The following is a 25,076-nucleotide window of genomic DNA, read 5'->3' as shown; positions in this document are numbered from 1 at the left end:
GCATGAGCATCGAATGGCACACGCTGGATCGCGAACCGAGTCTGCCCGGGCTATACGCACGAGCGGCGACGCGCCGCAAAATCACTGGCAGGCAATTGCCCGACAGCGGTCTGCGCTGTTGGGTCGACATCGATGGCAAGCGCCTGACGGCCTATCGCAAGGTCTGCGGATTCGTCGATGACGGTCTGCTGCCGCCGACCTATCCGCACATCCTCGCCTTCGCCTTGCAGATGCAACTGCTCACCGCCAGGGAGTTTCCGTTTCCCCTGCTGGGGCTGATTCATCTGAGCAACCGCATTCGCGTGTTGCGCCCGATGGGCGGGATCGGTCGGGCGCAAGTGAGCGTGCGGGTGCATAACCTGCAGCCGCATCCGAAGGGCGCGACGTTCGATTTACTGACCTCTCTGGATGATCAACTCGGGCCGTTGTGGGAAGCCGAAAGCCAGATGCTCTGTCGCGGCGTGAAACTTGAGGGCGAGCCTGTCGAGCAGACTTGGGAGCCGTCGCAAGCGCTGGTGGAAGTGGCCCGCTGGAAAGCCCCCGCGGATATCGGTCGGCAGTACGCCAAAGTGTCCGGAGACTACAACCCGATTCACTTGAGTGCAGCGAGTGCCAAGCTGTTTGGGTTTCCAACGGCCATCGCCCATGGTTTGTGGAACAAGGCGCGAACGCTCGCAGCCCTGAACGATCATTTGCCCAAGGCCAACCTCGAGATCGCTGTGCACTTTCGCAAACCGGTGCGTCTGCCCAGTGAGGTGACGTTACTGGCGAGTGCCGCGGGGTCCAGTGGTGAGTTGCGCCTGATCGGTGCACAGAACCTGGAGCATATGGTCGGGCAGTGGCAACCGATTGCCTGAGCTCTCGGGACACCGTTAATTGTGTGTATATAACTTAAGTTTTCGCCGTCCTTCTCCCTTCCATTGAAAAAACCAGGGCCTTGATTATCAAGGCCTTTTTTTGTCCGCCTATATCCTGGGTATTAGTCCTTAGGCGCTGAACTTCACCTTATATATAAAGGCGTTAATACCAACTTGAGAATGGTCGCAAACCGGCTCCTGGACTGAGATTGAGCACAACGGACGAAGGCATCACCGGCGTCAGATCGGCGAGCCATCGAAGTCAACGAACGTTGTCACAGGTGCAAGGAATTACGATCATGAAAACTCAAGGCGTGTGGTGCAAATCGGCAATCGCTCTGGCATTGATTCTCTCCCTTGGCCTCACCGGGTGCAGCAGCGGTGGTGGCGGTCATAAAAGCAGTTCCGGCAGTTCTTCGGCGGATGGTACGGCGGGGACTGGCGGCACATCGGATACGGGTGGCACGGGCAGCACGGGCGGCAGCGGTGATACCGCAGGCACTGGCGGGACCGGTGGCACGGGCGGTACAGGCGGCACTGGTGGCACTGGTGGCACCGATCCGACTAATCCGACCAATCCAACCAACCCGACGGACCCGACCGATCCCACCAACCCGACCAATCCAACTCCCACACCGTTGGTGACCACCACGCTGGTGCAGGATGTCGGTAATACCGTAGCGGGTGTCGGCGATGGCGTCGGCCAGATCGGCGACTCCCTGAGCACTGTTCCGGTGGTCGGTGGCGTCGTACAAAGTGCGGCCAACACCGCAGGCAATGTTGTCAGCACCTTGGGTGATGGCGTCGCCAATGGCGTTGGCAAACTGGCCACCGACCCTAATGGCCTGACCACCACCGTTGCTTCGGTTGGCGGTGTAGTGACGGATGTCGGCGACGGCGTTTCCGACCTCAGCGCCAAGCTGTCCACTGCCACCAGCAGCGTGCCAGTGGTTGGCGGTGTGGTCACCAAAGTCGCGCCGCTGCTTGATGGGGTCGGCGAGAAAGTCACCATGCTCGGTAATACCCTCGACACCACGCTGAGCAGCGGCCCGACCAGCCAACTGACCAACAAACTCGGCGGTAGTCTGGTGCCGGTGATTGCGATGGTTGAAAGCACCACTGACAAAGTGGGCGATGCGACCGGTCTGGGCGACCCGCTCAAAGGCGTGGTGGCGAAAGTCGGTGGCGCGGTGAACACACTGGGCGGCAAGGTCACCGATGCAGGTAACGGCAATGCCTTGACCAACACACTTGGCGGCGCGTTGAGCGATACCGGCACCGCGGTCGGCAAGGCAGGTGGTCTGGTGTCCAACGGTACCGGTTCAGGCACCGGCGGTGGCATCGGTGGCGGCCTCGGTGGGACTGGCCTGCTGCAAACCGTCGGTGGTGCTGTGGTCAATGTCGGCTCAGGTCTGGCGGCGGGCAACGGCACGCTTGCCGCGCCTGGCAACGTCCTCGCCGCGGCCGGCAACACGGTGGCTTCGCTCAACACTGTGCTTGGCGGTTCGGGTTCACCGATCACCGCGCCGACCTCGACACTGGCCACGGCTGGCGGTGCCTTGGGCAACGCTCTGAATCCAGTCACCAGCGCGGTCACCAACCTGACCCAGCAAGTCGGTGGCGCCACCGGTCTCGGCTCGCCAGTCGCCAGTCTCACTGGCCAGGTCGGCGGTGCCGTCAGCAATATTGGTGGCGCGATTGCCGCGACCAACAACCCGGTGACCACGGCAGTCGGTGGCCTGGTCACAAACGTCGGCGGTACCGTCGCAGCAGTCGGCGGTCTGGTCAACGGCGGTACCAGCGGGGGTACCAGCGGGGGTACCAGCGGGGGTACTACCGGTGGCGGTCTGGGCGGTGTACTTGGCGGTCTGACCGGCGCTTTGGGAGGTAACAAACGCTAAATTGCACCTGGCCGATTCGACGGCCTCACCTACAGCGCCTACGCTTGGTTGAGGGCGGAAGATTCCCACGAGTCTTCCGCCTTTTTTCTTAGGAAAATTCAGCCCAGTGCTGTGATCTGACCATGGAGTGTCCTATGCGCGTAATGGCATCCCTGCTGTTCCTCAGTCTCAGTTCCGCCGCCCTCGCCGACACCCTGCCCAGCTTTCTCAACAGCAACGAAACCATCCGCAATCTGCCCGTGCCCAACCTGCCGGCCGACGCCTATCGCCCGAGCGCCACGCCGGTGCAAGTGCCAGACGCCGGTGCAGCCGCCGCGCAGCCACTGTTGATGGACACCAAAATCAATCTGCAAACCGTGCAGATCGAAGGCGGCACTCTCTATCCGCTCAACGAAATCGCCGAAATCTATAAACCACTGATCGGCCGGCAGGCGACCCTCGCCGAACTGATCGAAGCCACGCGCAACATTACCCGTCGCTATCAACAGGACGGCTATCTGCTGTCCTACGCGTTCCTGCCGCAGCAAAATTTCAATGACGGCGTCGCGCGCGTGGTGCTGGTGGAAGGCTACGTGCGCGATATCCAGATCCAGGGCGATGTCGGTCGGGTCAAAGCCCTGCTCGACAAACTGGCGGCGAAAATCCAGACCGAACGACCGCTGACCCGCAAGACCTTCGAGCGCTACACCACGTTGATGACGCGCATCCCCGGCGTGACGATCCAGGCCCAAGTGCCACCGCCCGGCACCACCGATGGCGCCACGACGCTGGTCGCCCAAGCCAGTCGCAAACCCTTCACCAGCACGCTGAGCACCACCGAAGATAACCGCAACGGCACCCAGGCCCTGCTCGGTGTCAGCAGCAATTCGCAGACTGCGATGGGTGAGCAATTGACCCTCAGCGGCCTGTTTCCACCGGGTGACGATCACGAACATTACTACCGGCTCGACTACAACCAGTTCATCAATGACGAGGGTGCACAACTGGCGCTGTCCGCTTCCCGCTACCGCGCCGACCCCGGCACCAATGTCGTGCTCGACAATGGCCTGCAACTCAAACCGCACCGCGAAAACGATCGCTACTCGATCGGTTTCACCTTGCCGCTGATTGCCGCCTCCAACGAACTGCTGACGGCCGGTTCAAGGCTTTACGCGGTCAACGACAAAACCCGCTACAAGGTTATCGGCTTTCCGCTGAGCGTCGAAGAACGCACCGACGTCCGCGCCCTCGCCTTCGAGAGCGACTGGCGCAAGGCCGATGCCCGGCAACTGCGGATCCTCAGCGGCGGTGTGTACCAAGGCGTGGACAGCATGGGGGCGAAAACCAACAACAACGCCATCGACCTCGACTTCTTTCGCCTGCGCCTGTCCGGCGTGCAGAGCGACAAGTTCTTCGACAATTGGCAAGGGGTGCTGTCCGCCGCGCTGTACTGGAGCGACGACAGCCTGCCCGACAGCGAGCGCGCGGTGTTCGGCGGGCAGAATTTCGGGCGCGGCTATCCCGACGATCAAGCGTCCGGCGACAAGGGCTGGGGCGTGGCGTACGAGGTCAACTACAGCTTCAACCGCGAGAGTAACTGGGTGCGCATCCTGCAACCGTATGTCGTGCTCGACCGCTCGCGCAGCTGGTTCAATGAACTGCCGGTGCGGGCGAATAACCTGTCATCGGCAGCGATCGGCCTGCGCTTTGGCGATGCCAAGTACTACAACATTGCGCTGGAGGCGGCGAAGGCGATGTCGGATGAAGCCCTGGACACGTTCAATCGCAAGCCGCGGTACAGCATCAGTTTCAGTTACCAGTTGTAGCGCCGGGATTGCACGCCAGCCCTGAGTCAAAACGACTGTGGGAGCGAGCCTGCTCGCGAAAGCGCTGGGTCAGCCAACCGTTCTGTTGACTGACCCATCGTCTTCGCGAGCAGGCTCGCTCCCACAGGTTTTGCGTGGTGCGGATCAGAACGCGTAACGCACCTTCGCGGTAAAGCCGTCGGCATTGAAACCGTTGGCCGTTACGTAGTTGTACGAGCCGCCGACGCTCCACGCGCCCATCCGATAGTTGGCGCCCAGGCCCAGTTCATAGCTGTCGCGCACCGGCGTGGTGCCGCGGCTGGTGAATGAGTCGCCGCCGAGTACGAACGAGGATGAGGTCGCCACCTTGTCGCCAATCACGTCATGCCAGGCCATGACTTTCGCTTCAGGTTCAAGACTGCCGGTGCCGAGCGCAAAATCGGCGGCCAGGCGCGCACCGAAACCCAGCTCACCGACTTCATAACGCTGGCTGCCGACATTCAATGCCGCCGCACTGCCCTTCTCGCGATACGCATCCATGCCCACGTTGGCGTAACGCGCACCGACCTGCGGCTCCAGGACAACTTCGGGCCTCAACTGCACGGTGTAACCGGCCAGCGCCGAGACGCCGAATACATCGCTGTCGTAATCGCCCTTGGCACGTGTGCCGGCGATGTAGCGCTTGGACTCGTTGTCATTCCAGCCGTACATCAGCGAGGCGTCGACGAACCAGTTGTCATGCGTCCAGTTGCTGTAGACCGTCAGCGCATGGCCGGTGACTTTGGTTTTGCTGCCGAGGTCGGATTTCACGTCGGTATCTAGGTAGCTGTAGGCCAGGCCCAGCGTGGTGTCAGCGTTCAATTGACCATCGGCGCCCACGGCAATCCCGTGGCTGTCGGCGTCATAACCGGCAACGCCGTGGCGCTGGTCCTGATTGGCATCGCTGCTCAAGGCTTGCAGCCAGACGCCTTTGTCGGTCGAACCGCTGGCGTGGCGCGCACGGCTGGAACGCTCGTTGATCACACCCGACACCAGCGTCTGACTGTTGGTGGCGGCGCGCAGCACGCCGCGGCTGACGTCCGGGCTGAGGGATTCGGACAGGCGCGCCAGTGCGACATCGGTGCCGGCATTGGCGAAGGCCTGGAACACCGGATCCTGTTCGTCGATTCGCGACATCACCGCCGACAGGCGCCCCACCGACGTCGCCGCATTGCGACTGCCGCCGACCGCAAGGGTGTTGTCGGCAAGCGTCTGATCGGACTTGGCCGTCACCACGGTGGTGATGTCGTTGCCTTGTACGCCGAAGCTCTTCACATCCAGCAATGCAGAAGAGGAGGTTACGGTCAGGTTACTGCCACCGAGCAGAGTGCCCGAGCTGATCAAGGTGTAGCGCGTGCCGCCGGGCGTGACGCGGAAATCACTGGAGCGCGCCAGCAGTCGCAGTTGCGCACCCGGGGCAATATCGGTGGTGCCCGTAACCTTCAACACCGGTAGCGCTGGATTGGTGTCGTTGCCCAGGTACATCTCCAGCACCGAGTTGGCTTCCTCCATGTCGAAGTCGCCGATGATCGTGGTGTGCGGGCGCACCAGGGTCAACGTGCCCTCCTGGATCGTGACGTAACCGGACTTGATAACCGAACCGTCAAAGATCGCATCGCCGTCGATTTTCACACCGGACAGCCCCAGCAGGTCGCCCCTCACGGTGCCGCCAAAGAAGTCAAAATAACTTTCGCCATCATCTACCTGAATGGCCGCTTTGCCACCTTCGATCAGACCGTTCAATTGGTAGATGCCGAACGGTTTGCCGCCCGCCACCTGGCCACTCACGTGCACACCGATGGACTCACCGGAAATCGTGCCGCTGTTGTCCAACATGGAAAGACTCTGGTTCGTCGAACGATTGAAGGTGACCCCCTCCAGCACGAGCGCCTCAGCATCGCTACCGGTGGCGCGAATAGTGCCGTCGTTGCTGATCGCGCTCTGGACAGTGGCACCGTCGAGAAACAATCCCACGGCATCCGTACCGCTGGCGCTGATGGTGCCGCGGTTGCTGAATCCGCTGCTTTTGGTGTGGACCAGCATCACGCCACTGGCATTGGCGCCACTGACTTCGATACTGCCATCGTTCATGACGAAGTTACCGAGTGTGCTCCCAACATCGGAAATACCCGTGGAACTACCAGTCCCCGTCAACCCGTGAACCGCAATCGAGCCGCTGTTGATCAAGCCGAACGCAATATTGGTCGCCACTGCACCGGAGGCGCCGATGTTGATCCCCACGCCATGGGTGGCGCCGTCAATACGGATGCTGTCGTTGTTGCGCAACTGCCGCGCCCTCAGTCCCATGAACTGTGCACCGAAGGTCAGCCCGGGCGCCGCTAGCGGCGTGGCGTTCAAATTGCCATGCAATTCGACCAGATTGGTCGTGTTCAGCAGGGTGCTATCGAGCGGTGCACTGCTGATGTCGAAATTGGAATCGGCAGTGGCGGAACCGGCATGCAGGATGGCGGCAGCAATAGACAGCGCCAGTAACGAATGGCGCACGCGAGAGGTCATCAAAGGAAAATCCCTTCCAAAACATGAAAAACAGTTTCAGCAGGGTTCACATAATCGTTCAGGCATCCCTACCGGCCCGCCAGATGGTCTGGCCTGAGCGCGGGGGAATTTACACGAGCCATCATTTCGACACCATCAAAAAGTCAACGAGATGGCGTCAATTTTCAGATACCCCGACGGAAGGGCTCAGCCCCCCGACCCACTGTCGACCTTGCCGCCCTGCTCCTGATCGAAAAACTGCGGGATTTCATGCTGGTAGCTTTTCAGCCAGCGCTGCATGGCCTCCTCGCGTTCCGCGGGCGTAACGGTCTGGATCTTCGGCGAGGCCACTTTGTTGCGCGCCTGCAGTTGCAGCCAGCCTTCGGTTTCCTGTTGCTGGGCCGAAGCCGGGCCGGCGTCGATGGCGTGGCTGGCGAGCGGCAAGGCCAGCAGGCCGAGGCAAAGCAGCGTGGCTTTCATCGCAGTTCTCCTTATTTGAGCATCGCCGTGACGGCAGCGGTGGAGCGGCCCGGCACTTTGAGTTTTTCCGCGCGGCTCTGCGCCTCGCTGAATTGCGCCGGACTCAAGCCGAGACGGCTGACCAGTTCGGCTGCGCGGTTCCAGTCATCCTGATACAGCAACAGCGTCACCAGATTGAGCGCCGCCAGTCGATCACTCTGCTTGAGCTCCATGGCGGTGAGGAATTCGAAACGGGCGTCGTCGATGCGCAACTGGTTGAGGTACACCACGCCCAGATCGTTGCGGATTTTTTCGTCGGTCGGCGCCAGCCGCGCCGCGCGTTGCAGGTGCGCCTGAGCCTGACCGTAGTCGGATCTGGCGGCGGCGAGCTGGCCCAGTCCATGCTCGGCCTCGGCCGCCAGGCAGGTGCCGAGCAAGCTGCGATACAACGGTTCAGCCTCGCTGCGCCCGAGCAGTCGATAGACCTTGGCCTTGCGCAAACGCACATCAGCGAGGTTATCCGGCAGGCTTTGCAGGTTGGCCAGGCTGGCGTGCAGTTTGCCGTCATTGGCCATGTCATCGGCGAGGTTCAGCGACAACTGCTGATCGGAACTCAGCTTGCCGCAACTGGCGCTGCTGGTCAGCGCCTCCCAAGGGTTCTGCCCGGTGTTGGCACAGCCACCGAGCAACAGAAGACATGCACCCGCAATCATTGCTTTCATTACTACTCCTTCAGGCACCCAACGCTTTCGCCAGGGCGGTGAAGCCCGGGCCGGCGAGGACAATCAATAACGCCGGGAAGAGAAACAGCATCATCACGACGGACATTTTTGCCGACATCTTCGATATGTATTCCTGCAGGCGCGTCAGGCGCCGGTCATCGAGCAGTTGCTTGAGCGACAGCAGCGACTTCATCGCGCCGCCACCCTGATACAGCAATTGCTGGAGGATCACGCAGGTGTCGGTGAACTCATCGACCGCCAGCAATTGCGCGGCCTTGTTCAGTTCTTCACCCAGTTCAAGGCCGGAGTCGACCCGCGCCAGCACCAGCCGCAGTTCCTGGGTCAGCACCGGCAGCAAGGCTTGGCCTTCGTGGCTGAGCACACGCAGTGCCTGCTCCACGGCCATGCCGGATTCGAAGAGGATGCGCAGCAGCGGAATGAAGGTGCCGATCTCGCTCGCCAGTTGTTTCTGCCGCCGACCGACCGCAATCACCAACAGCCGTTTGGGCAACAGGTAACCGACGCCGAGGGCGAACAGCGGCGCGATCCACTGCCTTTCCACCGCGGGAAAAAACACCGACTGCACCAGCACCGTCAGCGCCAGCAGCAATAGCGGCGCGCCGATCTGACAGGCCGCGAACAACGAACGCTGGCGGGCGCTGCGCCATCCGAGGCGGTTGAGCAGGGCTTGGGTTTCGTTATCGAGCTTGACGCTGTGCTGGCCGACTTTGCTGTCACCCAACACTTGCAGGAGGTTGCCGAACCGGTTTTGCCGCAGCAGGTCACCTTCCAGCCGACGACTGATCAGGCGGGCACGGCGGCGCTGCTCCAACAGGCTGCTGAGCAGTAACAGTGCCGCGCCAAGCAACAGCAAGGCGCTGATCATCAGAGGCGTCGTCATAGGCTGCGCAACATCCGCCAGAGCAAAAGACTGCCCACCACCTGCATGCCGAACGCCGTGGCCAGCATGCGCTGTCCGGACGGGTCGTGCCACATGGCGACCAGATAAACCGGATTGGCCATCAGGAAGTACCCGGCCATGATGATCGGCAGCAGGCCCAGCACCCACGCAGTCAGGCGTGTTTCACCGGTCATGGCACGTAACTGCCGGGAGGCCTGGTCGCGCTCGCGAATCACCTTGATCAGGTTTTCCAGCAGCTCGCTGGCGTTACCGCCGTAGCGATGATTGACCTTGAGGCCGAGGGCGAACAGGCGAAACTCATCGCGCTCATACAGCTCAGCCAGATCCGACGCCGCGTCCGGCAGGCTCACGCCCAGCTGGACGTTGCGCTGGATCCGCCCCATCGCGTCTTGCAACGGATTGTCACTGGCCTCAATGGCGCCGAGCACCGCATCGGCGAGGGTGCGCCCGGACTTGAGGCTGCGCACGGTGTGGTCGAGCAACGGCGGCAATTGCTCGATCATGCGCCGCAAACGGCGCTGGTAACGCCAACTGACATAGCCGCGCACGGCCAGCGGCGGCACGATGAGCAACACGAGCAAACCGACCCATCCGAGCAGGGCGAAACCCAGCAACATGACCAGCGCCCACAGCAGCAGCCAGAGGCCGAGACGGTCTGTCGGCCGGCCCAGTCCTGCGCGCAAAAATGCCCGCTCCAGCCCCGCCCAACGTGACGCCGGCGCGGTCATTTGCGGTTGTCCCTGATTGAGCCGGTCGAGCACCCGCTCGGCGCCGCTCTGACGCAAGCCGTTGTAGAACAGGCGCAGTGACAGCCCGAGCAAGGTCAGGCAAATCACGATCAGCAGCAGCGGTTTGAGCATGCCATGGCCCTCAGTGCGCGAGCGTCGGTTCGCGGCGCAACTTGTCGCCCGCCGGGTTGACCGCCTCGCGCAGAAAACCGAAGCCCGTGCGCCGGTCGAGACGGAACAGGGTATTGGTGACGTAGACGTCATCGCGCACGCCGACCACTTCAACCACTTCACTGACGCAGCGCCGGCCATCGGGCATGCGCGTCAGTTGAATGACCACATCCAGCGCTGCGCAGATCATCTGCCGCAGGGTGCGTTCGGCAATGGTGCGGCCAGTCAGGCCGACCAGGGTTTCCAGGCGCAACAAGGCGTCCTGGGCATTGTTGGCGTGTACGGTGCTCATCGAGCCATCGTGACCGGTGTTCATCGCCGTCAGCACATCGACCACTTCGACGCCGCGAATTTCCCCGAGGATGATCCGGTCGGGACGCATGCGCAGGGCGTTGCGGATCAAGTCGCTGGCCTTTACTTCACCATGGCCCTCGGCGTTCGGCGGGCGGGTTTCCAGGCGCACAACGTGCGGGTGGCCGAGTTGCAACTCGGCAACGTCTTCGATGGTGACGAGGCGCTCGTGAGGATTGATCAACTGACTGAGGATGTTCAGCAAGGTGGTTTTACCGGTGCCGGTGCCGCCACTGATGAGAATGTTGCAGCGTTTGCCCACCGCTTCCTGGATGAAGTCATAAATCGCCTGATCGATGGTTTGCATCGCCATCAGGTCCGTGCTCTTGAGCATGTCCTTGCGGAATTTGCGGATCGACAGACACGGCCCGTCGAGGGCGATCGGCGGGATGATCGCGTTGACCCGGCTGCCATCCGGCAGGCGCGCATCGACCATCGGCGACGACTCGTCGAGACGCCGCCCGAGCGGTGCAAGAATGCGCTGCATGACCCGTTCGACGTGATGCGCATCGATAAAACGCAAGTCGCTCAGATGCAGCACGCCGTCGCGTTCGATGAATACCCGGTGCGGGCCGTTGACCAGAATCTCGGTGACCGCGTTGTCGCGCAGCAACACTTCCAGCGGACCGAAACCGGTCAGCTCATCGACGATTTCTTCCGCCAGACGCTCCATCTCGTAACGGGAAATCGCCAGGTGCAGGCGCGCGATGTACTCGGCGACCTTGTCGATGACGAACTGCGAAAGCACCTGCCGCGAACCCTCCAGCAGATTTTTCCCGGACTCTTCGATGGCGTCGATGATGTAGCGGTGCAACACCAGTTTCAAACCGTCGTGGTCGCTATTGCCGGCGGCATGACGCTGCGGCCCGCCGAACAGTTGCTCGCTGTTCATGATGTGCCTCGCAAGCGATCGAACCAGCTGGCTTTGGTCTTGGCCAGGCCTTCGGAGCGTTTCGCCAGGCGTTCGCCGAGGGTGCGCAGGCTTTGGCTGATGGCTTCACGCGGGGCCAGTTCGAACAGGGTGACGCCCTGGTTCTTGGCGTTGAGGCGGATCTCCGGACTGTAGGCGAGCACGGCGATCACCTCCAGGCCGAAGGTCTTGCCGAGGGTGTCGGAGTCCGGTGTGACGTTGCGCAGATAGCGATCCACCAGCAGCCGGCCGTGATCGAGTTTCATGCCTTTTTCGCGCCACAGATTGAGCACGGCGAGGTTGCGCCGGCAGTCGAGCACGTTCTGATCGGTGTACCACAACAGCTTGTCGCAATGACTGACGAAGGTGCGCAGCGCTTCACTGTCGGGCTGGCCGGTGAGGTTGACGACAATGTGCTGGAAGTGTTGGCGCAACGCGCTAAGCAACATGTACAACTCGGCGGCACTGGTGCGCTCCAGCGGCTCGTCGCCAGCGGCGTAAGCAAGAATGCGCAGGCCCGCTTCGGCGCTGGTGAAGGCGCTGTCGATCAGGGTCGCGTCGAGACGTCGCAAGTGGCGCAACGCATCGCCGAAGTGGAACGAGCTCTCAAGCCCGAGCAGGGCCAGGCTGTCCCCGCGCGGCAAGCCCAGATCCAGCAGCAACGTTTGCTGGCCGCTCTTCTGCACCACCAGCGCCATGTGGTTGGCCAGCAGCGCGCCGTCGGCGTTGCTTTGCACCCCGTAGAGCACGGTCAAACCGCCGAGCTGGGCATTCGGCGTCACTGGCGGCAGGCGTTTGCTCAAGCGCCGCACCAGCCCGGCGACCTCACTGGAGCGCGAGCCGTAGGCGACGAAATCCCGAGCGCCAGCGCGCATCGCGTTCAGCACAAGCTGATTGTCCATGCCGTCGCCGAGGGCGACGATAGCGAGCATCGGCTTGGCTTCCAGTACACCTTCGATCAAGGCGCTTTGCGCGACCAGATGATCGCGATCGAGCCCCACGAACACCAGGCTGGCGAAGGTCACATCGACCAGCGCCAGCAACTCGTCAAGGCTGCCGCCACCGGCGCTGACCACTTGACCGAGGGGCGCCAGCGCGCCTTGCAGCCACTCAAGATCGGTGTCGTTGCGGGTGATGGCGAGGAAGGTCTGGCTGAGGCTCTGGCTCATTGCGATAACCCACTGCGTTTATCGAAGTTGCCGTTTTCGAGGAAGTACAGGCGATACCAGTTCGGGTCGTAGTTGCGCAGTTTTTCCCCCGGCAGCGACGGCAATGGCGCATTGACTGCCAATGGCTGAACCAGGTGCGGCGTGACGATCATCAGCAACTCGCGTTCTTCGCGATTGATCGAGGAGTTGCGAAAAAAGGCGCCGAGTATCGGGATGTCACCCAGGCCGGGAAACTTGTTCACCTGAGAGGCGTTTTGCGTGCTGATCAGGCCGCTGATCACGAAGCTCTCGCCATCGGCCAGAGAGATGCTGGTGTCGGTGCGCCGGATGGTGAACGCCGGCACCTTGGTGCCGCCGATGGTCACACCGTTGTTGTAATCCAGCTCGCTGACTTCCGGTGCCACTTTCAGAGCAATGCGATCATTGCTGACCACTGTCGGGGTCAGGGTCAGGCGGATGCCGAATTCCTTGTACTCGATGGAATAACTGTTGCTGTTGGAGCTTGGCACCGGGATCGGGATTTCACCGCCGGCAAGGAAGCTCGCGCTTTGCCCGCTCAGCGCCACCAGACTTGGCCGCGCCAGGGTGTAGGCGAAACCGCTGCCTTCCAGAGCGTTGACGATACCGAGGAATTTGCTGCTGCCGCCGCCCCAGACGATGTTGAACATATCATTGGCCAGCGGGATGCTCGGCACCGCGATGCGCGGGTCAATGTTGGCCAATGGCACGACACCGGGTGTGACTCCGGTGTTGGGCACCGTACCCGGTGCGCCGAAAAGGAAATTGTTCGAGCCTTTGCCGTAGATCGAGGTGCCCGCTTCCTTGAGTTTGGTCCGGCTGACTTCGACGAAGCGGATATCGGTCTGCACTTGCGAAGGCAAATTCGGGTCGCCCGTCGCCGGCAGCGCAACGGCCGTCATCGCCGCACTCGCCTTGCCTTGCACGAACACCATGCTCTGGCGCGGGGTGCTTGCGCAGGCACTCCAGATCATCAGCGTAGTGGCGCCGGGCGCGACGCCGGTGAGCAGAATGCCCTGATCGCCCGTTACGCGCACGTCGGCAATTTTCGGGTCGCCCACCGCCACCCGGGTGATCGCCACGGGGGATTGCAGCGCCTGTTGCAAGCCTTCACCAACTTCCAGCGTTGCGGGCAGTGGGCCGAGCGCGGCGCAGTTACCTGCGGCAGCGGCGGCGCTGCCGATCGAGGCGACGCTCAGCAGTGAGGCCCGCAGCAAGCCGTTGAACAGGGGCGTAAAGCGTGTGCGCATGTAAAGGCGTCCTTGCTCGAATCAGGGAGTGGGTTGAGCGTTTTCGGCACCGCGGATGACTTCCACGGTCGGTTTGCGCGCAGCCGGTTGCCCGGCCATAGCCATCGGTCTGGGTGACGCCGTCAGGGACAATTGGCTGAAGTCCAGCAGCTCCCGCCGAGGCGTGTCGAGACGTGTGGCGGCATCGTTTTCACCGGCCCAGTATTTCGTCAGTTGCTGCTCATCGGCGCTGCGCACCGCGAGGCGCAACACTCCAGCACCCGAGGCCAGCATCAAACGACTGAGCAACGTTTCAGGCACAGCCAGCACCACGCTGCGTGCGGCCATGCGTTGTTGTTCCTGCTTCAGGCGTTCGTCGTCACTGCGCGCCGGGCCGGCAGGTTGACCATCGTTGGTCAGGCCCATCTGACTGCCGACACCCAGCACGCGCACGGCCGGCACCACCAGTTGTGCCGAGGCCTGCGGATTGCTTTCGTCCCTGCGCAAAAACAGCAGCACATCGACATAATCACCGGGTGCCAACTGCCCGCCGGCAGTGATCACTTCATCCACGGCCACGGCCAGTGCGCGCTCACCGGGGCGGATCATCCGCGCCAGTTGGCTGCCCGGCTCGAAGCTTTCGTCATTCAGCCAACTGCCGGCGCTCAACGGCCGCCACGGCGTACGGCCAACCACCTGTTCGATTTTGCTCAGACTGCCGGCGGGCGCCGTGCGCAGTTTTTCCACGGCAACGTCAGTCGCGGTGATCTTCACGAAGGGGGCGATATCGCGCAGCAGCACGACGACGGGTTGGCGCGTGGGGTCTTCCACAGGTTCAGGCTGGACGGCGGGCGCAACGGCAGGCGCCGCCACGGGTGCCGCGACCGGTTCGGTCACTGGCGGCCGGCTCAATGTGAGTCCCCAATATCCGGCGATGATGGCGCCCACCAGGAACAACCCGGCCAGACCCAGAGTGACGCGACTGTTCATGACGGCTCTCCCTTTCCCGCTGCGCTTGTCTCTTATGCAATGACCCGTGACTTCCAACGAGATGACTTCGCAATCAGGCAGCTATGAACAAGTAACTATTTCGCTATTTGACGGTAGCGCAGCCCGAACAAAACGCCATTACGAAGGTGGAAATATCCAACGAAAGTAGAGGCCTGAAGCGCCAAACGTGGTTTTTTTGCGTTAAACGGCTGACTACTACTTAGGTGTTAATCCGTTCTTACAGTTGTAGGGTCGAGAAATGCCGACAATGCTGATGCTGGCACAGGGAAATCATGTTGCGAACGCGCAACGCCTGGCGTGCCGAAGGAGAATCCCCATGTCGTATTCCCGCGTTGTTGCAAAAATCAGATCCGAGATTGCGTTCTTTAAAGACCTGGCCAAAGAAACCGAAGGCGCTTCAGCCATCGAATATGCCCTGGTGGTGGGCCTGGTGGCGCTGGTGGTTGCCACCTTCGGTAATGGCATCGGCACTCAGGTCAACTCGATCCTGACCTCGATCCAGACCGCGCTGACCCCGGCCCCCTGATTGGACCGATGACTTGTCAATGCGGCCATTGGGTTCTACCGTCAGCACTCAGTCCATTGCAGGTGTTGCCCATGACCTCTTCATCGCTTCCGCGCCAGCAGTTGCTCCTCGTCGACGATGAGGAGGACGCACTGCTGGAGCTGGCGGAGTTACTGGAGGGCGAAGGCTTCACCTGTCACACCGCCACGTCGGTAAAACTGGCTTTGCATCACCTGACCCGGCATCCCGATATCGCCCTGGTGATCACCGATCTGCGCATGCCGGAAGAAAGCGGCATGTCGCTGATCAAGCGTCTACGTGAACACACGTCGCGTCAGCACTTGCCAGTGATCGTCACGTCCGGGCATGCCGACATGGAGGATGTCAGCGATATGCTGCGCCTGCAGGTGCTGGACCTGTTCCGCAAACCGATCTATCACGTGCGTTTGCTGGAAACCCTGGACAACCTGTTTCCCAAGCCCAAGCTCAATCTTGTTCAAGGTCAATGACCCCGGTCAGTGCCGGGGTGATGCAGTCGCCGTTAGTGCGCGGTGACCCGTTGCCGTCCCGAGTTGCCGGGTGACAACGCCAGCGCCAGTTGGGTGCGGTTATGCATGTGCGTCAGACGCAGCACTTGCGAGACATAAAGCTTCACCGTGTTCTCGGTAATGCCCAACTCACACGCGATCTGATAGTTGGTCTGGCCCTTCCCCACCAATCGGGCGACATCGAGCTGACGTGGTGACAGCTGATTGAAAATCGCCGGTATCTCTACGCCTTCGACATCCCCCGGCGCTTCGTCACTCACGGGCGCGGGAGCACGGCGTACTTTGTCGAGATCGTGGTAGAGGTCGTCGATCGACTCGGAGAGGTATTGCAGCTTCTGATTCAGATGGCCCAGATGCAGGGTCTTCTGCCGCTCCTGCAAGACTGCTTCCTGGCGCTGCAGACCTTCGAGCAGTTCACCCAGGTCGATCGGTTTCTGGTAGTAGTCGGCGATACCGGCGCGCAAGGCCTTGATCACGTCCTGCTTGTCGGCACGTCCGGTCAGCATGATGGCTTCGAATACCCGATGTTTGCCGGACAGCCGCTGCAGTTCCTGCACCAGTTGAATGCCGTCCATGTCCGGCATATGCAGGTCACACAGCACCAGGCCGATGGCGGGATCTCGGACGAATTGCTCGATCGCCTGATTGCTCGATTCGCACGGCACGCAGTGGTAGCCGCTGCTTTCGATGAATTCGCAGAGTTCCTCGACGATCAGCGGCTGATCGTCGACCACCAGAACCTTTATCGCAGACGTAAGCTTGTTCACTTGCCACTCCATGCCCAGGCCAAAGGCTGACCGTTCCTGTACTGACAGCGCGAGGCTGTACAACGTTGATTTGAAAGTAGACCCACTTTCCTACTATGTACATAGCAGTAGTGGCGCTGCGCGACTAATGGATCCAATACAGAGTCAGGATTGTCCCGATCAGCACGAACGGTGCAAATGGCAGCTTTTTTGACAGGGGTGGGCCCAGATATCGAAGATGTTCTCTAAGCCATTGACCCATATGCGGCCAGAGTTTTGGCACCAGCAGGATCCAGATGAGGCTGGACAGCGCCGCGCCGATAAACGCGCCGAGCAGCACAGTGCCGTTCGTCGCGAGGGCCAAGGCTGTCATTAATTTCACATCGCCCGCGCCAAAACGTTTCAAAATATAACCGGGAAGAGTGAGGGCCAGCGCCAGTAACAGTGCCCAACCCGCCTGCGCCATATCGGCACCGAGCCAGGTGTTGCCGGTACTCAGCAAATACACCAGCGCCAACCCGCCCACACCCAGGGTCAGGCTGTTGCCGATATGCCGCTGCCGGGCATCCTGCGCCGCGCAGAGTGTCAGCCAGAGGAGTAAGACAACGCTATGCATGCGGTAAAAAACGTCCGTTTTGGCTGAATGATTCTATGCTGATATTACGTAGTGAAAGTCAGGGTAGACGCACTCATGAAATCCGGCCTCCCCCGCAAGCAAAAAGGCGCCGTCGCCATCGAATTCGCCTTGGTTTTCGTCATCTTTTTTGCCGTGTTTTATGGTCTGGTCAGCTACAGCCTGCCGCTGTTGCTGATGCAGTCGTTCAACGAATCGACGGCCGAGGCGGTACGCCGCAGCGTTGCACTTGATCCGGCCACCGCCAATTACCCCGCCGCCGTCACCGCCACTGCCAGAGCCGAGCTGAACCGGCAACTGGCCTGGCTGCCTGGTGCCCTGAACTTCAACGCGGCCGCAGACAGCAACATCACCTATGTCGGCGGCGTGCTGACGGTGACCATCAACTACCCCACCAGTAAATTGAATCAGGCGCTGCCGTTTCTGGTGTTGCCGGGCATCGGCACGGTTCCGCGCTTGCCCGCCACACTGCGCGCCTCGTCGAGCCTGCAGTTTTGAGTTCCGGAGAAAAGCTGTTCGCTCGCCTGCTCAATCGCCACCCGGAAACCGTCCCGCCGCTCGACATCCCTCTGGTGTCCAGTGTCGGCCTGCAGCTGTATCTGGATGGCGCCGGCCTGGTCAATCATTTGAGCGGGCCGCTGCGCCATCTCCTTGCGCAGCGGCTGGCCGCCAGTCACCCCGCGCACCTGCTCGAATACGTCTTGCCGCACAGCAGCCTAGCGCTTGAGGGCAGCCCCGCCGACTGGCAGGGACAAGTGCTCGACCTGGATTTTTTCAGTCTGGCCGGTCCACCGCTGCATTTGCGCGGTTGGCTGCAGGCACAGGGCGATGGCTGGCTCCTGCAACTGCTGGACATCGGCGATCTGCTCGGCGAACGACGACAGACGCGCAGTCGCGAGCAATGTCAGTTGCTGGCCACGCAAATACGCGACCACTTGCGCCTGGGCAGTCTCGCCCGTCTGCCTGATGTTTTGGGCGAGCAGTTGCAACGGCTGAGTCAGCATTTGCACGTGCCCTGCCTGGCGGTGGCATTGCTCGACGAACAAGGTCAGGGCTGGCAGATCCATCAGCACTACGCGGCGCTGAATGCACCGCAGATCTGGCGTGAGCAGCAAGCACTCGGCACAAGTCTGGACAGTCTCAACGGCGCGTTGCCGCAACGTTTGTTGCCTGGCGAACAACCGCGTCTGAGCGCCTTGCTCGGCCCGAACGAAGGCTTCGCCGTGCCCTATCGCGATGCCCAAGGCGTGGCCGCATGGCTGCTGTGCGCCGCTTACGACCCACAGCAACAGGCTCCGGACCTGAACGATCACGATTGGCTGTTGCTGGCCGCGGCTGTTGCCGCGCCGTTGCTGGAACGCCTGCGCGAGCATCGCCACCATCAGCAACTGGAACGCCTGGATGTGCTGCAAGCGCTGCTCGGCACCGGTTGGTGGGAAATCAGCAACGACCGTGCCGACGTGCAACTGGCGCCGGCACTGGCTGAGAGTCTGGGGCTGGCGGCGCAACGATTGCCGATTGAGGACTGGTTCAACCGGGTGCATCCCGCCGACCGCGATGAACTGCGCAGTCGCCTGCAATCGCTGCTGGATGAGGGCAGCCCATTGGAGTTGTGCGTGCGCCTGCAAGGCAACGATCAGGCATTGCCGCTGTGGTATCGCCTGCAAGGCCGCTCGCTGGGCATCGGCGCCGAACGCCGGTTAGTCGGTTTCATGCTCGACATCAGCGACATCAAGAATCAGCAGCAACAGGCCGCAGCCGCCCATGCGCGGCTGGATAACCTGATCGCCAGCTCACCCGCCGTGATCTACGTGCAGCGTTATGTCGAAGGTGCGCTGCAACCGACATTCTTCAGCGCCAGTCTGCAGCCGTTGCTCGGCTGGAATCTCGCCGACTGCGACAATGGCCGCCTGGTGGAACACGTGCACCCCGAAGACCGCCCGCGCTACTTCGAACGCACCCGCCAGTTGCTGCGCGAAGGCTCGGTGAGCACGCGTTATCGAATGCTCGACCGCCAGGGCCACGCCCACTGGCTGCTCGACGAAGCCCGGCTGCTGCGCGACGATCTCGGTCTGCCAGTGGAAGCGGTGGGCTTGTGGCTGGACGTCACCGAGGCCACGCTCGCCGCCGAACAGGTCAAGGCGAGCGAAGAGCGCTACCGGATTCTGGTCGAAGATTCACCGGCGATGATCTGCCGCTATCGCCCGGACCTGACGCTGACCTTCGGTAACCGGCCTTTGGCGACGTATCTGGAATGCCCGCCGGAGCAATTGCCCGGGGTCAATCTGGGCAGCTGGATGTCCGACGATCAGCGCGAAGCCTTCCTCCTGCGTATCAGCCAATTGACCCCGGAACTGCCGGTGAGCACCGCCGAAATCAATCTGCGTCTGCCCGGTCGCGAACATGCCTGGTGGGTCTGGTCGGATCGCGGCGTGTTCGATGCACAGGGGCAACTGGTCGAGGTGCAAGCGGTGGGCCGTGACAACACCGAGGTGCGGCGCTCCCAGCAACAATTGACGCAGAGCGCAAAAATGGCCACCCTCGGCGAAATGGCGACGGGCCTGGCCCATGAAATCAATCAACCGCTGAACGTGATGCGCATGGCCATCGTCAATGTGCTCAAGCGCCTGAGCAACGGCGATGTGCAGATCGATTATCTGACCGACAAGCTCAATCGCATCGACGCGCAAGTGCAACGGGCCGCGCGGGTGGTGGATCACATGCGCGTATTCGGTCGCCGCTCGGAAATCGAACAACATCCGTTCAACCCGCTCGAGGCGATTGAAGGCACGTTGTCGCTGTTGTCCGAAGGGCTGCGCGGCAAAGGTGTCGAGGTGCGAATCAAAGAGGCTGGTTTCCAGGTCGAGGTGCGCGGTTACGTCGATCAACTCGAGCAGGTGCTGATCAACCTGATGGTCAACGCTCGCGACGCCTTGCTCGGCAAGCGCGAAGCCGATCGCGACTTCCAGCCGTGGATCGCCGTGCATGCCGAGTGCGATGAGCACGTCGTGCGCCTGTGGGTCGAGGACAACGGCGGCGGCATCGATCCGCGCCTGCTGGAACGCATTTTCGAGCCGTTTTTTACCACCAAACCGGTCGGCGTCGGCACCGGTCTGGGCTTGTCGGTAAGCTACGGCATCATCGAAAACATGGGCGGCCGTCTGAGCGTGCGCAATGGCGCTGAAGGTGCGCGGTTCTGCATCGAGCTGCCGATTGCGCTGAGCGATTAGATCACCAGTGTCGGTTGGCCGGGCGGTCGACAACTGAGGTTGGCACCGACATCGACCCGGTTCAGGGTGATGCCGAGGTTGACGAGCAAACTGTCGAGTAGCGGATCGAGCACCGGGCTCAACAGATTATCAATCACCACACCGAGCGTGTTGTTGACGCCGGCCAGCACATCGGCGGTGGTGGTGAGCAAGCCGCCCAGCAGGCTTGAACCGGTGGGTTTGTAGGCTTGAACCTGAACCCCGCTCAACGTGCCTTTGAGGCTGTTGACCACTCCTTGCGTACCGAAGCTCCAGGTCTGCGGCGTTTGTTTGATTTCCGGCGGCTGGTTGTAGGTATGGATGTTCTGAGTGCTGGCCACCGTGGTGTCGACCCTCACGCCGAGACCGCCGCCGTAGAACGGTTTGCGCGAGTTCGGGTCGCAGGTGGCCGAACCCAGGCCCAGCAGGGGAATGGTGCAGGTGATCACGCCGACATCAATCAATGCCAACGGCTCCACGGTGACATCCGCCGCGGATGAAAACGCGTTGATCGCGTCGATCTTGCCGACCTTGAGTTTGACCAGCGAGGAGTTGGTCTGGGTGGTCAGGCTTTTGCTCGCATCGCTGACGCAGTTGAAATCGATGACATGGCTGTCGGCGGCAGCGGCCTCCAGCAAAATGTCGATGGAGGACGTGGGCAGAATTTGCAGGTTGGTGCGCTCACAAGTGCCACCCAACGTGCAGAACAACGAGTTCAGCGTGCCGGCAATGTTCAGGTGCAAAAGGTTGTTGAGGGTGTCCGTCAGCCCGCCCACCAAGGGCGTACTGGTAATCGCGCTGGCCAGCCCGGCCACGCCGGACAGCACGGGCAGATTCAGCGAGATCAACGTGCGCACCTGCGCGGTTTTCACGTAGATCCGATTGGCCCCCATGGGGTCGGCCTTGGCCAGCACCGGGTTGCCCACGGCCGACAACTGCGGTGGCTGGATGACTTTGACTTTGACCGCGCCGTTGACCAGCCCGGGAATACTGATCGGCACCGATGCTGTAAGCGCGTTCTGACTGTTGGCCACTTGCACGACGGCTTCGAGCAGCTGGAACAATTGCAGATTGGCATTGAGCGCAGCCGACGTGGCACCGGCCTGCAGTTGCAGCAATTTGCCGAGTGCCACTTCGGTGCTGCCGGCCACCGCTTTCAGCCCGACCAGGCCGTCGACCGCGATGCTGGTCGTGGTACCGCCCTTGGTCAGCACGGTGATGGCGCTGTCGATAAGTTGGCCAACCCTGATGTTCTTGGCCAGCAACTGGGTGTAGTTGCCGGCGTCGACGTTAACGTCGAGGGCCAATTGATTGAGATAGCTAAGCAGGTTGATCTGGCTTTGCACCAGCCCCTGCCATCCGGCGACGCTGAGGTTGAGGCTGCCACCGAGCATTCCCCCCCATATCGAGTTGAGGAGCGCAGACTTGCTGGCATCCACGGTGGCCAGCGTGGTGCCGATGGTCAATTGCGCCTGGGGCGGCAGAATCGCCGCGGCGCCAACGGCTGTGGCGCCGAGGCGAGTGGTCGGCGTGACGCCGCCAGGCGCAACCAGCGCGTACAGCGCGGCGGCCACACTGGTGGGCACGACGCGGGTAGCGACCACGCTGATGGCTTCTTTCTTGGTGGCGTCGGCGGAGAAGCCACGCAGGTTGTTCGCACCGGTTTGCACGCTGCCGCAGGTCACGACCAGGGTGGTGACACCCTGCGCCACGGTGAAATGGTTGCGTGCCGCACTGGCTGCCGCGTATTGCGCTGCGCTGGCACCAGACAAGCAATCGCCTCCGCGGGAAACGGCCTCCAGCGCGGCGACATCGACCACCCGCTGCAGGCGACGTTGCTCCATGTACAAACGACCGCTGTCGACCACCAGCACCATGCACACCAGCGCCAGCCCGAGAGTCAGCACCGCCATCAGACCGATCGCTCCACGCTGACGGGCCGGGCCATTGAATCGGGAACGAGGCGACATGGCGCACTCCTTTGCCGTTACCTCCATTGATGCAAGTGAGTGTAGACGCGCCTAATGGCAACGCGCCATTTCGAACAGACAGACATCCCTGTGGGAGCGAGCCTGCTCGCGAAGGCGTCGTGTCAGATAAATAACAGTTGAATGACATCCTGCTTTCGCGAGCAGGCTCGCTCCCACATTGGAATTTATGGGTGGAACAAAAAAATGGGAGTTCAACAGCTCCCACTTTTTAACGGATTCAGCGCGGTGGATAGTTGGTAAGGATGCGGGCGACGGTCTCACGAATAGCGTTGCTGCGATCTTCCGGATTCGGCTTGCCGGAGAGCATCTGCTCATCGCTGCCGCGCCACACCAGTTTACCGTCCTTGCCGTCGAGCAGGTCGATCTGGATGGTTGCGACCTTGTAGGTGATGTTGCGCGTTTCGTTGTACATCGGTGCGCCCCAGTAGCCGTTCCACGGACCACCCCAACCGCCGCCGTAATTGGTCGTCACTTGCTGCTGGCGATTCTCGACGATCAGGTACGTCTGCACATTCAAGTCGCCCTTGGCGCCTGCGGTGGCCGGGCGCAAACCGCGCTGGTCGAGCTGATCGGCCACGGCCTGGCGGATGCGTTGTTCGGTCAGGTCGCTCTTGATCCGTGGATCATCGGGACGATATTGCAGGGCGGGGTCTTTCCAGCTCCAGCTGCGATAGGCGGCAAAATCACGGCTGGCATCGAAGTCATGATTGACCTGGTTGGCGGCGCAGGCGCTGAGCAGCGCGGCCATGGCCAGTAGAGCGAGACGGCGGAACATGGTTTTTCTCCGGTTGAAGACATGAACCTGCGGTAGTTTCGAATGGGCACGAAGCTAACTGGGAGGATACGCCGACATGGCCTTTTCCACAGCCTCGCGGATCGAATCGGTGCGATCGATTTCGCTGCCCTTGTTCGCGGTTTCGGCACTGGCACTCCACACCGGTTGACCGCTGCCGGCGTCGAACAGATTGACCTGCACCACCACGACCTGCTCCGAATACGTGCGCACGATCGGCACCGTGTTGTACATACCGTAACCGCGACCATATCGATCATAGCCGCCGTATCCGCCGCCGTAGTAACCGTAGTCGTCCTGGACCTGACGCAAACGGGTTTCCAGACGCAGATCGGCACTGACCAACAGGTCGGCCGGGCGATTGTCATGTAACGGGCGCAAACCGCGCTGATCCAGCGCATTGCTCACCGCTTCCGCCACTTGCGCCGAATCCGCCCACGCCGTGCCCGGCGGCAGTTGCCCGTTGAGCCAGGCCCAACTGCGATAGCGCCCATAATCACGCGGCGGCGCCGGGTACGCGCTGCGGTCGAAGGTGGTGGCGGCTTGCGCTGGCGCCGGCGGCAAGAGCCGCGATTGCGCCACGTAAGGGTTGCTGCTTTGGCAAGCAGCCAACCCCAGACACATCAGCAGTAACCCGGATTGAGCTTTCATGTCGCGCTCCGATCAGATCGGCCGGCAGATCCAGTGCAAGTAACGCCCAAGCCCGGCGAAGCTTGGGTGACGGCGGTGAGCGAGCTCCATCTCAAGCAAATCCACGAGTTCGGCGCGGGCCTGGAACTCCACCGGCATGTAGTCGTGAAAAACCCGGATCCCGCTCTGGGTTTCGACCTGCCACAGGCCGTCGAGTTGCGTTGCCAGTTCCCGTGGGTCGAGAGGCTGCTGCGGGGTCAGGCTCTGCTTTTCGCCGGCCATGACGTTCTTGCGCATTTTCTTGAAATGGCCTTTGAGCAGATTGCGATAAATCAGCGCATCGCGGTTGTAGAACGCCAGCGACAACCAGCCACCGGGCTTGGTCAGTTGATGCAGCACCGGCAGGATAGCGTGAGGTTCGGCCAACCATTCCAGCACGGCGTGGCAGATCACCAGATCGTACGGTTCGGTGAGTTGGCCGAGCAGTTCCTGCCACGATGCCTGAATGAACGTCGCGGTTTGCCCGGCGTCGGCAAAACGCTGGCGCGCACCTTCGAGCATCGGCGCGGCCGGCTCGGTGAAGATCACATCGTGGCCGCGCTCGGCCAGCCACAGCGACATGTGGCCAAGGCCGCCACCGACGTCCAGGACGCGCAACGGACGATCCGGCAGCGCTTCGGCCAGGTCAGCCTGCAACACCGCGAGACGGATCGCACCTTTGGCGCCACCGTAGATTTTTTCAGCGAAGCGCGTCGCCAACTGATCGAAATGCCGGTCGCTCATCAGCTGAACCGCCGTTCGCTGTCGGCGAGCTTGGCACGCACCACTTCATTCATGTCCAACCCCAACTCGCTGCACAGCAGCAACAGATACAGGACGATATCGCCGACTTCCTGCCCGGCGTGGGCGAGCTTGTCCGCCGGCAACTGGCGCGATTGGTCTTCCGTCAGCCACTGGAAGATTTCCACCAGTTCGGACATCTCGACGCTGGCCGCCATGGCGAGGTTTTTCGGGCTATGAAATTGCCGCCAGTCATTGCGGTCGCGAATGGCGTGCAGGCGTTCGGTCAGTTCAACAAGGTTCATCGGGCTCTCCTGAAGGCGTATAGCTTCGGGGGGATACCCACCAAAGGCAAGCGGCGCAGGTGATCTGATGTGGGAGCGAGCCTGCTCGCGAAAGCGCTGTGTCATTCAACCCATCAGTTATCTGATCCC

The 25,076-nt window shown here is 61.7% G+C and carries 23 protein-coding genes; 7 read left to right on the top strand and 16 right to left on the bottom strand.

Annotated elements, in window-relative coordinates; genetic code table 11:
* Positions 1 to 2 precede the first annotated feature (2 nt).
* The 3 genes from ACRRSD_RS18715 (at position 3) to ACRRSD_RS18705 (ending at position 4,563) form a co-directional block, all read left to right on the top strand.
* Positions 3 to 857 carry a MaoC family dehydratase gene (locus ACRRSD_RS18715; RefSeq protein ID WP_435034637.1) on the top strand — a complete coding sequence of 285 codons (855 nt, stop codon included), beginning with the start codon at positions 3 to 5 and terminating at the stop codon, positions 855 to 857.
* Positions 858 to 1,156: 299 nt separating this feature from the next.
* Positions 1,157 to 2,758, top strand: coding sequence for a collagen-like triple helix repeat-containing protein (locus ACRRSD_RS18710; protein ID WP_435034636.1), 1,602 nt, complete (start codon positions 1,157 to 1,159; stop codon positions 2,756 to 2,758).
* A 134-nt stretch (positions 2,759 to 2,892) separates the two neighbouring features.
* Complete coding sequence (locus ACRRSD_RS18705) at positions 2,893 to 4,563, top strand: ShlB/FhaC/HecB family hemolysin secretion/activation protein (RefSeq protein ID WP_435034634.1); 1,671 nt, start codon at positions 2,893 to 2,895, stop codon at positions 4,561 to 4,563.
* 144 nt (positions 4,564 to 4,707) lie between these two features.
* On the opposite strand, the gene ACRRSD_RS18700 is transcribed toward ACRRSD_RS18705, so the two are convergent.
* The 9 genes from ACRRSD_RS18700 to cpaB form a co-directional block, all read right to left on the bottom strand.
* Complete coding sequence (locus ACRRSD_RS18700; protein WP_435034633.1) at positions 4,708 to 7,098, bottom strand: autotransporter outer membrane beta-barrel domain-containing protein; 2,391 nt, start codon at positions 7,096 to 7,098, stop codon at positions 4,708 to 4,710.
* Between the two features lie 186 nt (positions 7,099 to 7,284).
* Positions 7,285 to 7,557 (bottom strand): DUF3613 domain-containing protein, encoded by a 273-nt coding sequence (locus ACRRSD_RS18695; protein ID WP_435034632.1) that lies wholly within the window; start codon positions 7,555 to 7,557, stop codon positions 7,285 to 7,287.
* A gap of 11 nt (positions 7,558 to 7,568) precedes the next feature.
* Positions 7,569 to 8,258, bottom strand: a complete 690-nt coding sequence (locus ACRRSD_RS18690) for a tetratricopeptide repeat protein (RefSeq protein WP_435034631.1) — start codon at positions 8,256 to 8,258, stop codon at positions 7,569 to 7,571.
* Positions 8,259 to 8,268: 10 nt separating this feature from the next.
* Positions 8,269 to 9,159 carry a type II secretion system F family protein gene (locus ACRRSD_RS18685; RefSeq protein ID WP_435034629.1) on the bottom strand — a complete coding sequence of 297 codons (891 nt, stop codon included), beginning with the start codon at positions 9,157 to 9,159 and terminating at the stop codon, positions 8,269 to 8,271.
* Positions 9,156 to 10,040 (bottom strand): type II secretion system F family protein, encoded by an 885-nt coding sequence (locus ACRRSD_RS18680; RefSeq protein WP_435034627.1) that lies wholly within the window; start codon positions 10,038 to 10,040, stop codon positions 9,156 to 9,158. The genes ACRRSD_RS18685 and ACRRSD_RS18680 overlap by 4 nt, the downstream gene beginning before the upstream one ends.
* Before the next feature lie 10 nt (positions 10,041 to 10,050).
* Positions 10,051 to 11,322: a CpaF family protein gene (locus tag ACRRSD_RS18675; RefSeq protein ID WP_435034626.1), complete on the bottom strand. Its 1,272-nt coding sequence runs from the start codon at positions 11,320 to 11,322 to the stop codon at positions 10,051 to 10,053.
* Complete coding sequence (locus ACRRSD_RS18670) at positions 11,319 to 12,509, bottom strand: pilus assembly protein (protein ID WP_435034625.1); 1,191 nt, start codon at positions 12,507 to 12,509, stop codon at positions 11,319 to 11,321. Before ACRRSD_RS18670 ends, ACRRSD_RS18675 begins: the two co-directional genes overlap by 4 nt.
* Positions 12,506 to 13,777, bottom strand: a complete 1,272-nt coding sequence (locus tag ACRRSD_RS18665; protein WP_435034624.1) for a type II and III secretion system protein family protein — start codon at positions 13,775 to 13,777, stop codon at positions 12,506 to 12,508. The genes ACRRSD_RS18670 and ACRRSD_RS18665 overlap by 4 nt, the downstream gene beginning before the upstream one ends.
* 21 nt (positions 13,778 to 13,798) lie before the next feature.
* Positions 13,799 to 14,746 carry a Flp pilus assembly protein CpaB gene (gene cpaB / locus ACRRSD_RS18660; RefSeq protein WP_435034623.1) on the bottom strand — a complete coding sequence of 316 codons (948 nt, stop codon included), beginning with the start codon at positions 14,744 to 14,746 and terminating at the stop codon, positions 13,799 to 13,801.
* Positions 14,747 to 15,083: 337 nt separating this feature from the next.
* Between cpaB and ACRRSD_RS18655 the strand changes: the two genes are divergently transcribed.
* Positions 15,084 to 15,293 carry a Flp family type IVb pilin gene (locus ACRRSD_RS18655; protein ID WP_435034622.1) on the top strand — a complete coding sequence of 70 codons (210 nt, stop codon included), beginning with the start codon at positions 15,084 to 15,086 and terminating at the stop codon, positions 15,291 to 15,293.
* A gap of 71 nt (positions 15,294 to 15,364) precedes the next feature.
* Entirely contained in the window at positions 15,365 to 15,781 is a 417-nt protein-coding gene (locus tag ACRRSD_RS18650; protein WP_435034620.1) for a response regulator, read from the top strand.
* Positions 15,782 to 15,813: 32 nt separating this feature from the next.
* Here the strand turns inward: ACRRSD_RS18650 and ACRRSD_RS18645 are convergent, their stop codons facing one another.
* Complete coding sequence (locus ACRRSD_RS18645) at positions 15,814 to 16,587, bottom strand: response regulator transcription factor (RefSeq protein WP_435034618.1); 774 nt, start codon at positions 16,585 to 16,587, stop codon at positions 15,814 to 15,816.
* 124 nt (positions 16,588 to 16,711) lie between these two features.
* A complete protein-coding gene (locus tag ACRRSD_RS18640) occupies positions 16,712 to 17,182 on the bottom strand; it encodes a prepilin peptidase (RefSeq protein WP_435034617.1) in 471 nt (156 codons plus the stop codon).
* A gap of 75 nt (positions 17,183 to 17,257) precedes the next feature.
* On the opposite strand from ACRRSD_RS18640, the gene ACRRSD_RS18635 reads away from it, so the two are divergent.
* Together ACRRSD_RS18635 and ACRRSD_RS18630 are read left to right on the top strand one after the other, a co-directional pair.
* Positions 17,258 to 17,698: a TadE/TadG family type IV pilus assembly protein gene (locus ACRRSD_RS18635; RefSeq protein ID WP_435034615.1), complete on the top strand. Its 441-nt coding sequence runs from the start codon at positions 17,258 to 17,260 to the stop codon at positions 17,696 to 17,698.
* Positions 17,695 to 20,430: a PAS domain-containing protein gene (locus ACRRSD_RS18630; RefSeq protein ID WP_435034613.1), complete on the top strand. Its 2,736-nt coding sequence runs from the start codon at positions 17,695 to 17,697 to the stop codon at positions 20,428 to 20,430. The genes ACRRSD_RS18635 and ACRRSD_RS18630 overlap by 4 nt, the downstream gene beginning before the upstream one ends.
* On the opposite strand, the gene ACRRSD_RS18625 is transcribed toward ACRRSD_RS18630, so the two are convergent.
* The 5 genes from ACRRSD_RS18625 to ACRRSD_RS18605 all read right to left on the bottom strand — a co-directional run bounded on the left by ACRRSD_RS18625 (position 20,427) and on the right by ACRRSD_RS18605 (position 24,947).
* Entirely contained in the window at positions 20,427 to 22,418 is a 1,992-nt protein-coding gene (locus tag ACRRSD_RS18625) for a pilus assembly protein TadG-related protein (RefSeq protein WP_435034611.1), read from the bottom strand. The two genes, ACRRSD_RS18630 and ACRRSD_RS18625, sit on opposite strands and share 4 nt — an antisense overlap.
* Positions 22,419 to 22,656: 238 nt before the next feature.
* Positions 22,657 to 23,214 (bottom strand): DUF4136 domain-containing protein, encoded by a 558-nt coding sequence (locus ACRRSD_RS18620; RefSeq protein WP_435034610.1) that lies wholly within the window; start codon positions 23,212 to 23,214, stop codon positions 22,657 to 22,659.
* A 54-nt stretch (positions 23,215 to 23,268) separates the two neighbouring features.
* The gene (locus tag ACRRSD_RS18615) at positions 23,269 to 23,883 is read right to left on the bottom strand and encodes a DUF4136 domain-containing protein (protein WP_435034608.1); all 615 of its coding nucleotides are present in this window, start codon (positions 23,881 to 23,883) and stop codon (positions 23,269 to 23,271) included.
* Positions 23,884 to 23,895: 12 nt separating this feature from the next.
* Positions 23,896 to 24,645, bottom strand: coding sequence for a methyltransferase domain-containing protein (locus ACRRSD_RS18610; RefSeq protein ID WP_435034607.1), 750 nt, complete (start codon positions 24,643 to 24,645; stop codon positions 23,896 to 23,898).
* Positions 24,645 to 24,947 (bottom strand): MazG-like family protein, encoded by a 303-nt coding sequence (locus ACRRSD_RS18605; RefSeq protein ID WP_007914625.1) that lies wholly within the window; start codon positions 24,945 to 24,947, stop codon positions 24,645 to 24,647. Before ACRRSD_RS18605 ends, ACRRSD_RS18610 begins: the two co-directional genes overlap by 1 nt.
* Positions 24,948 to 25,076 lie beyond the last annotated feature (129 nt).

The organism is Pseudomonas neuropathica, assembly GCF_051174785.1.
GTDB classification, from domain to species: Bacteria; Pseudomonadota; Gammaproteobacteria; order Pseudomonadales; family Pseudomonadaceae; genus Aquipseudomonas; species Aquipseudomonas neuropathica_A.
The sequence above is the reverse complement of the archived record's forward strand: the minus strand, read 5'-3'. Positions and strand labels throughout refer to the sequence as shown.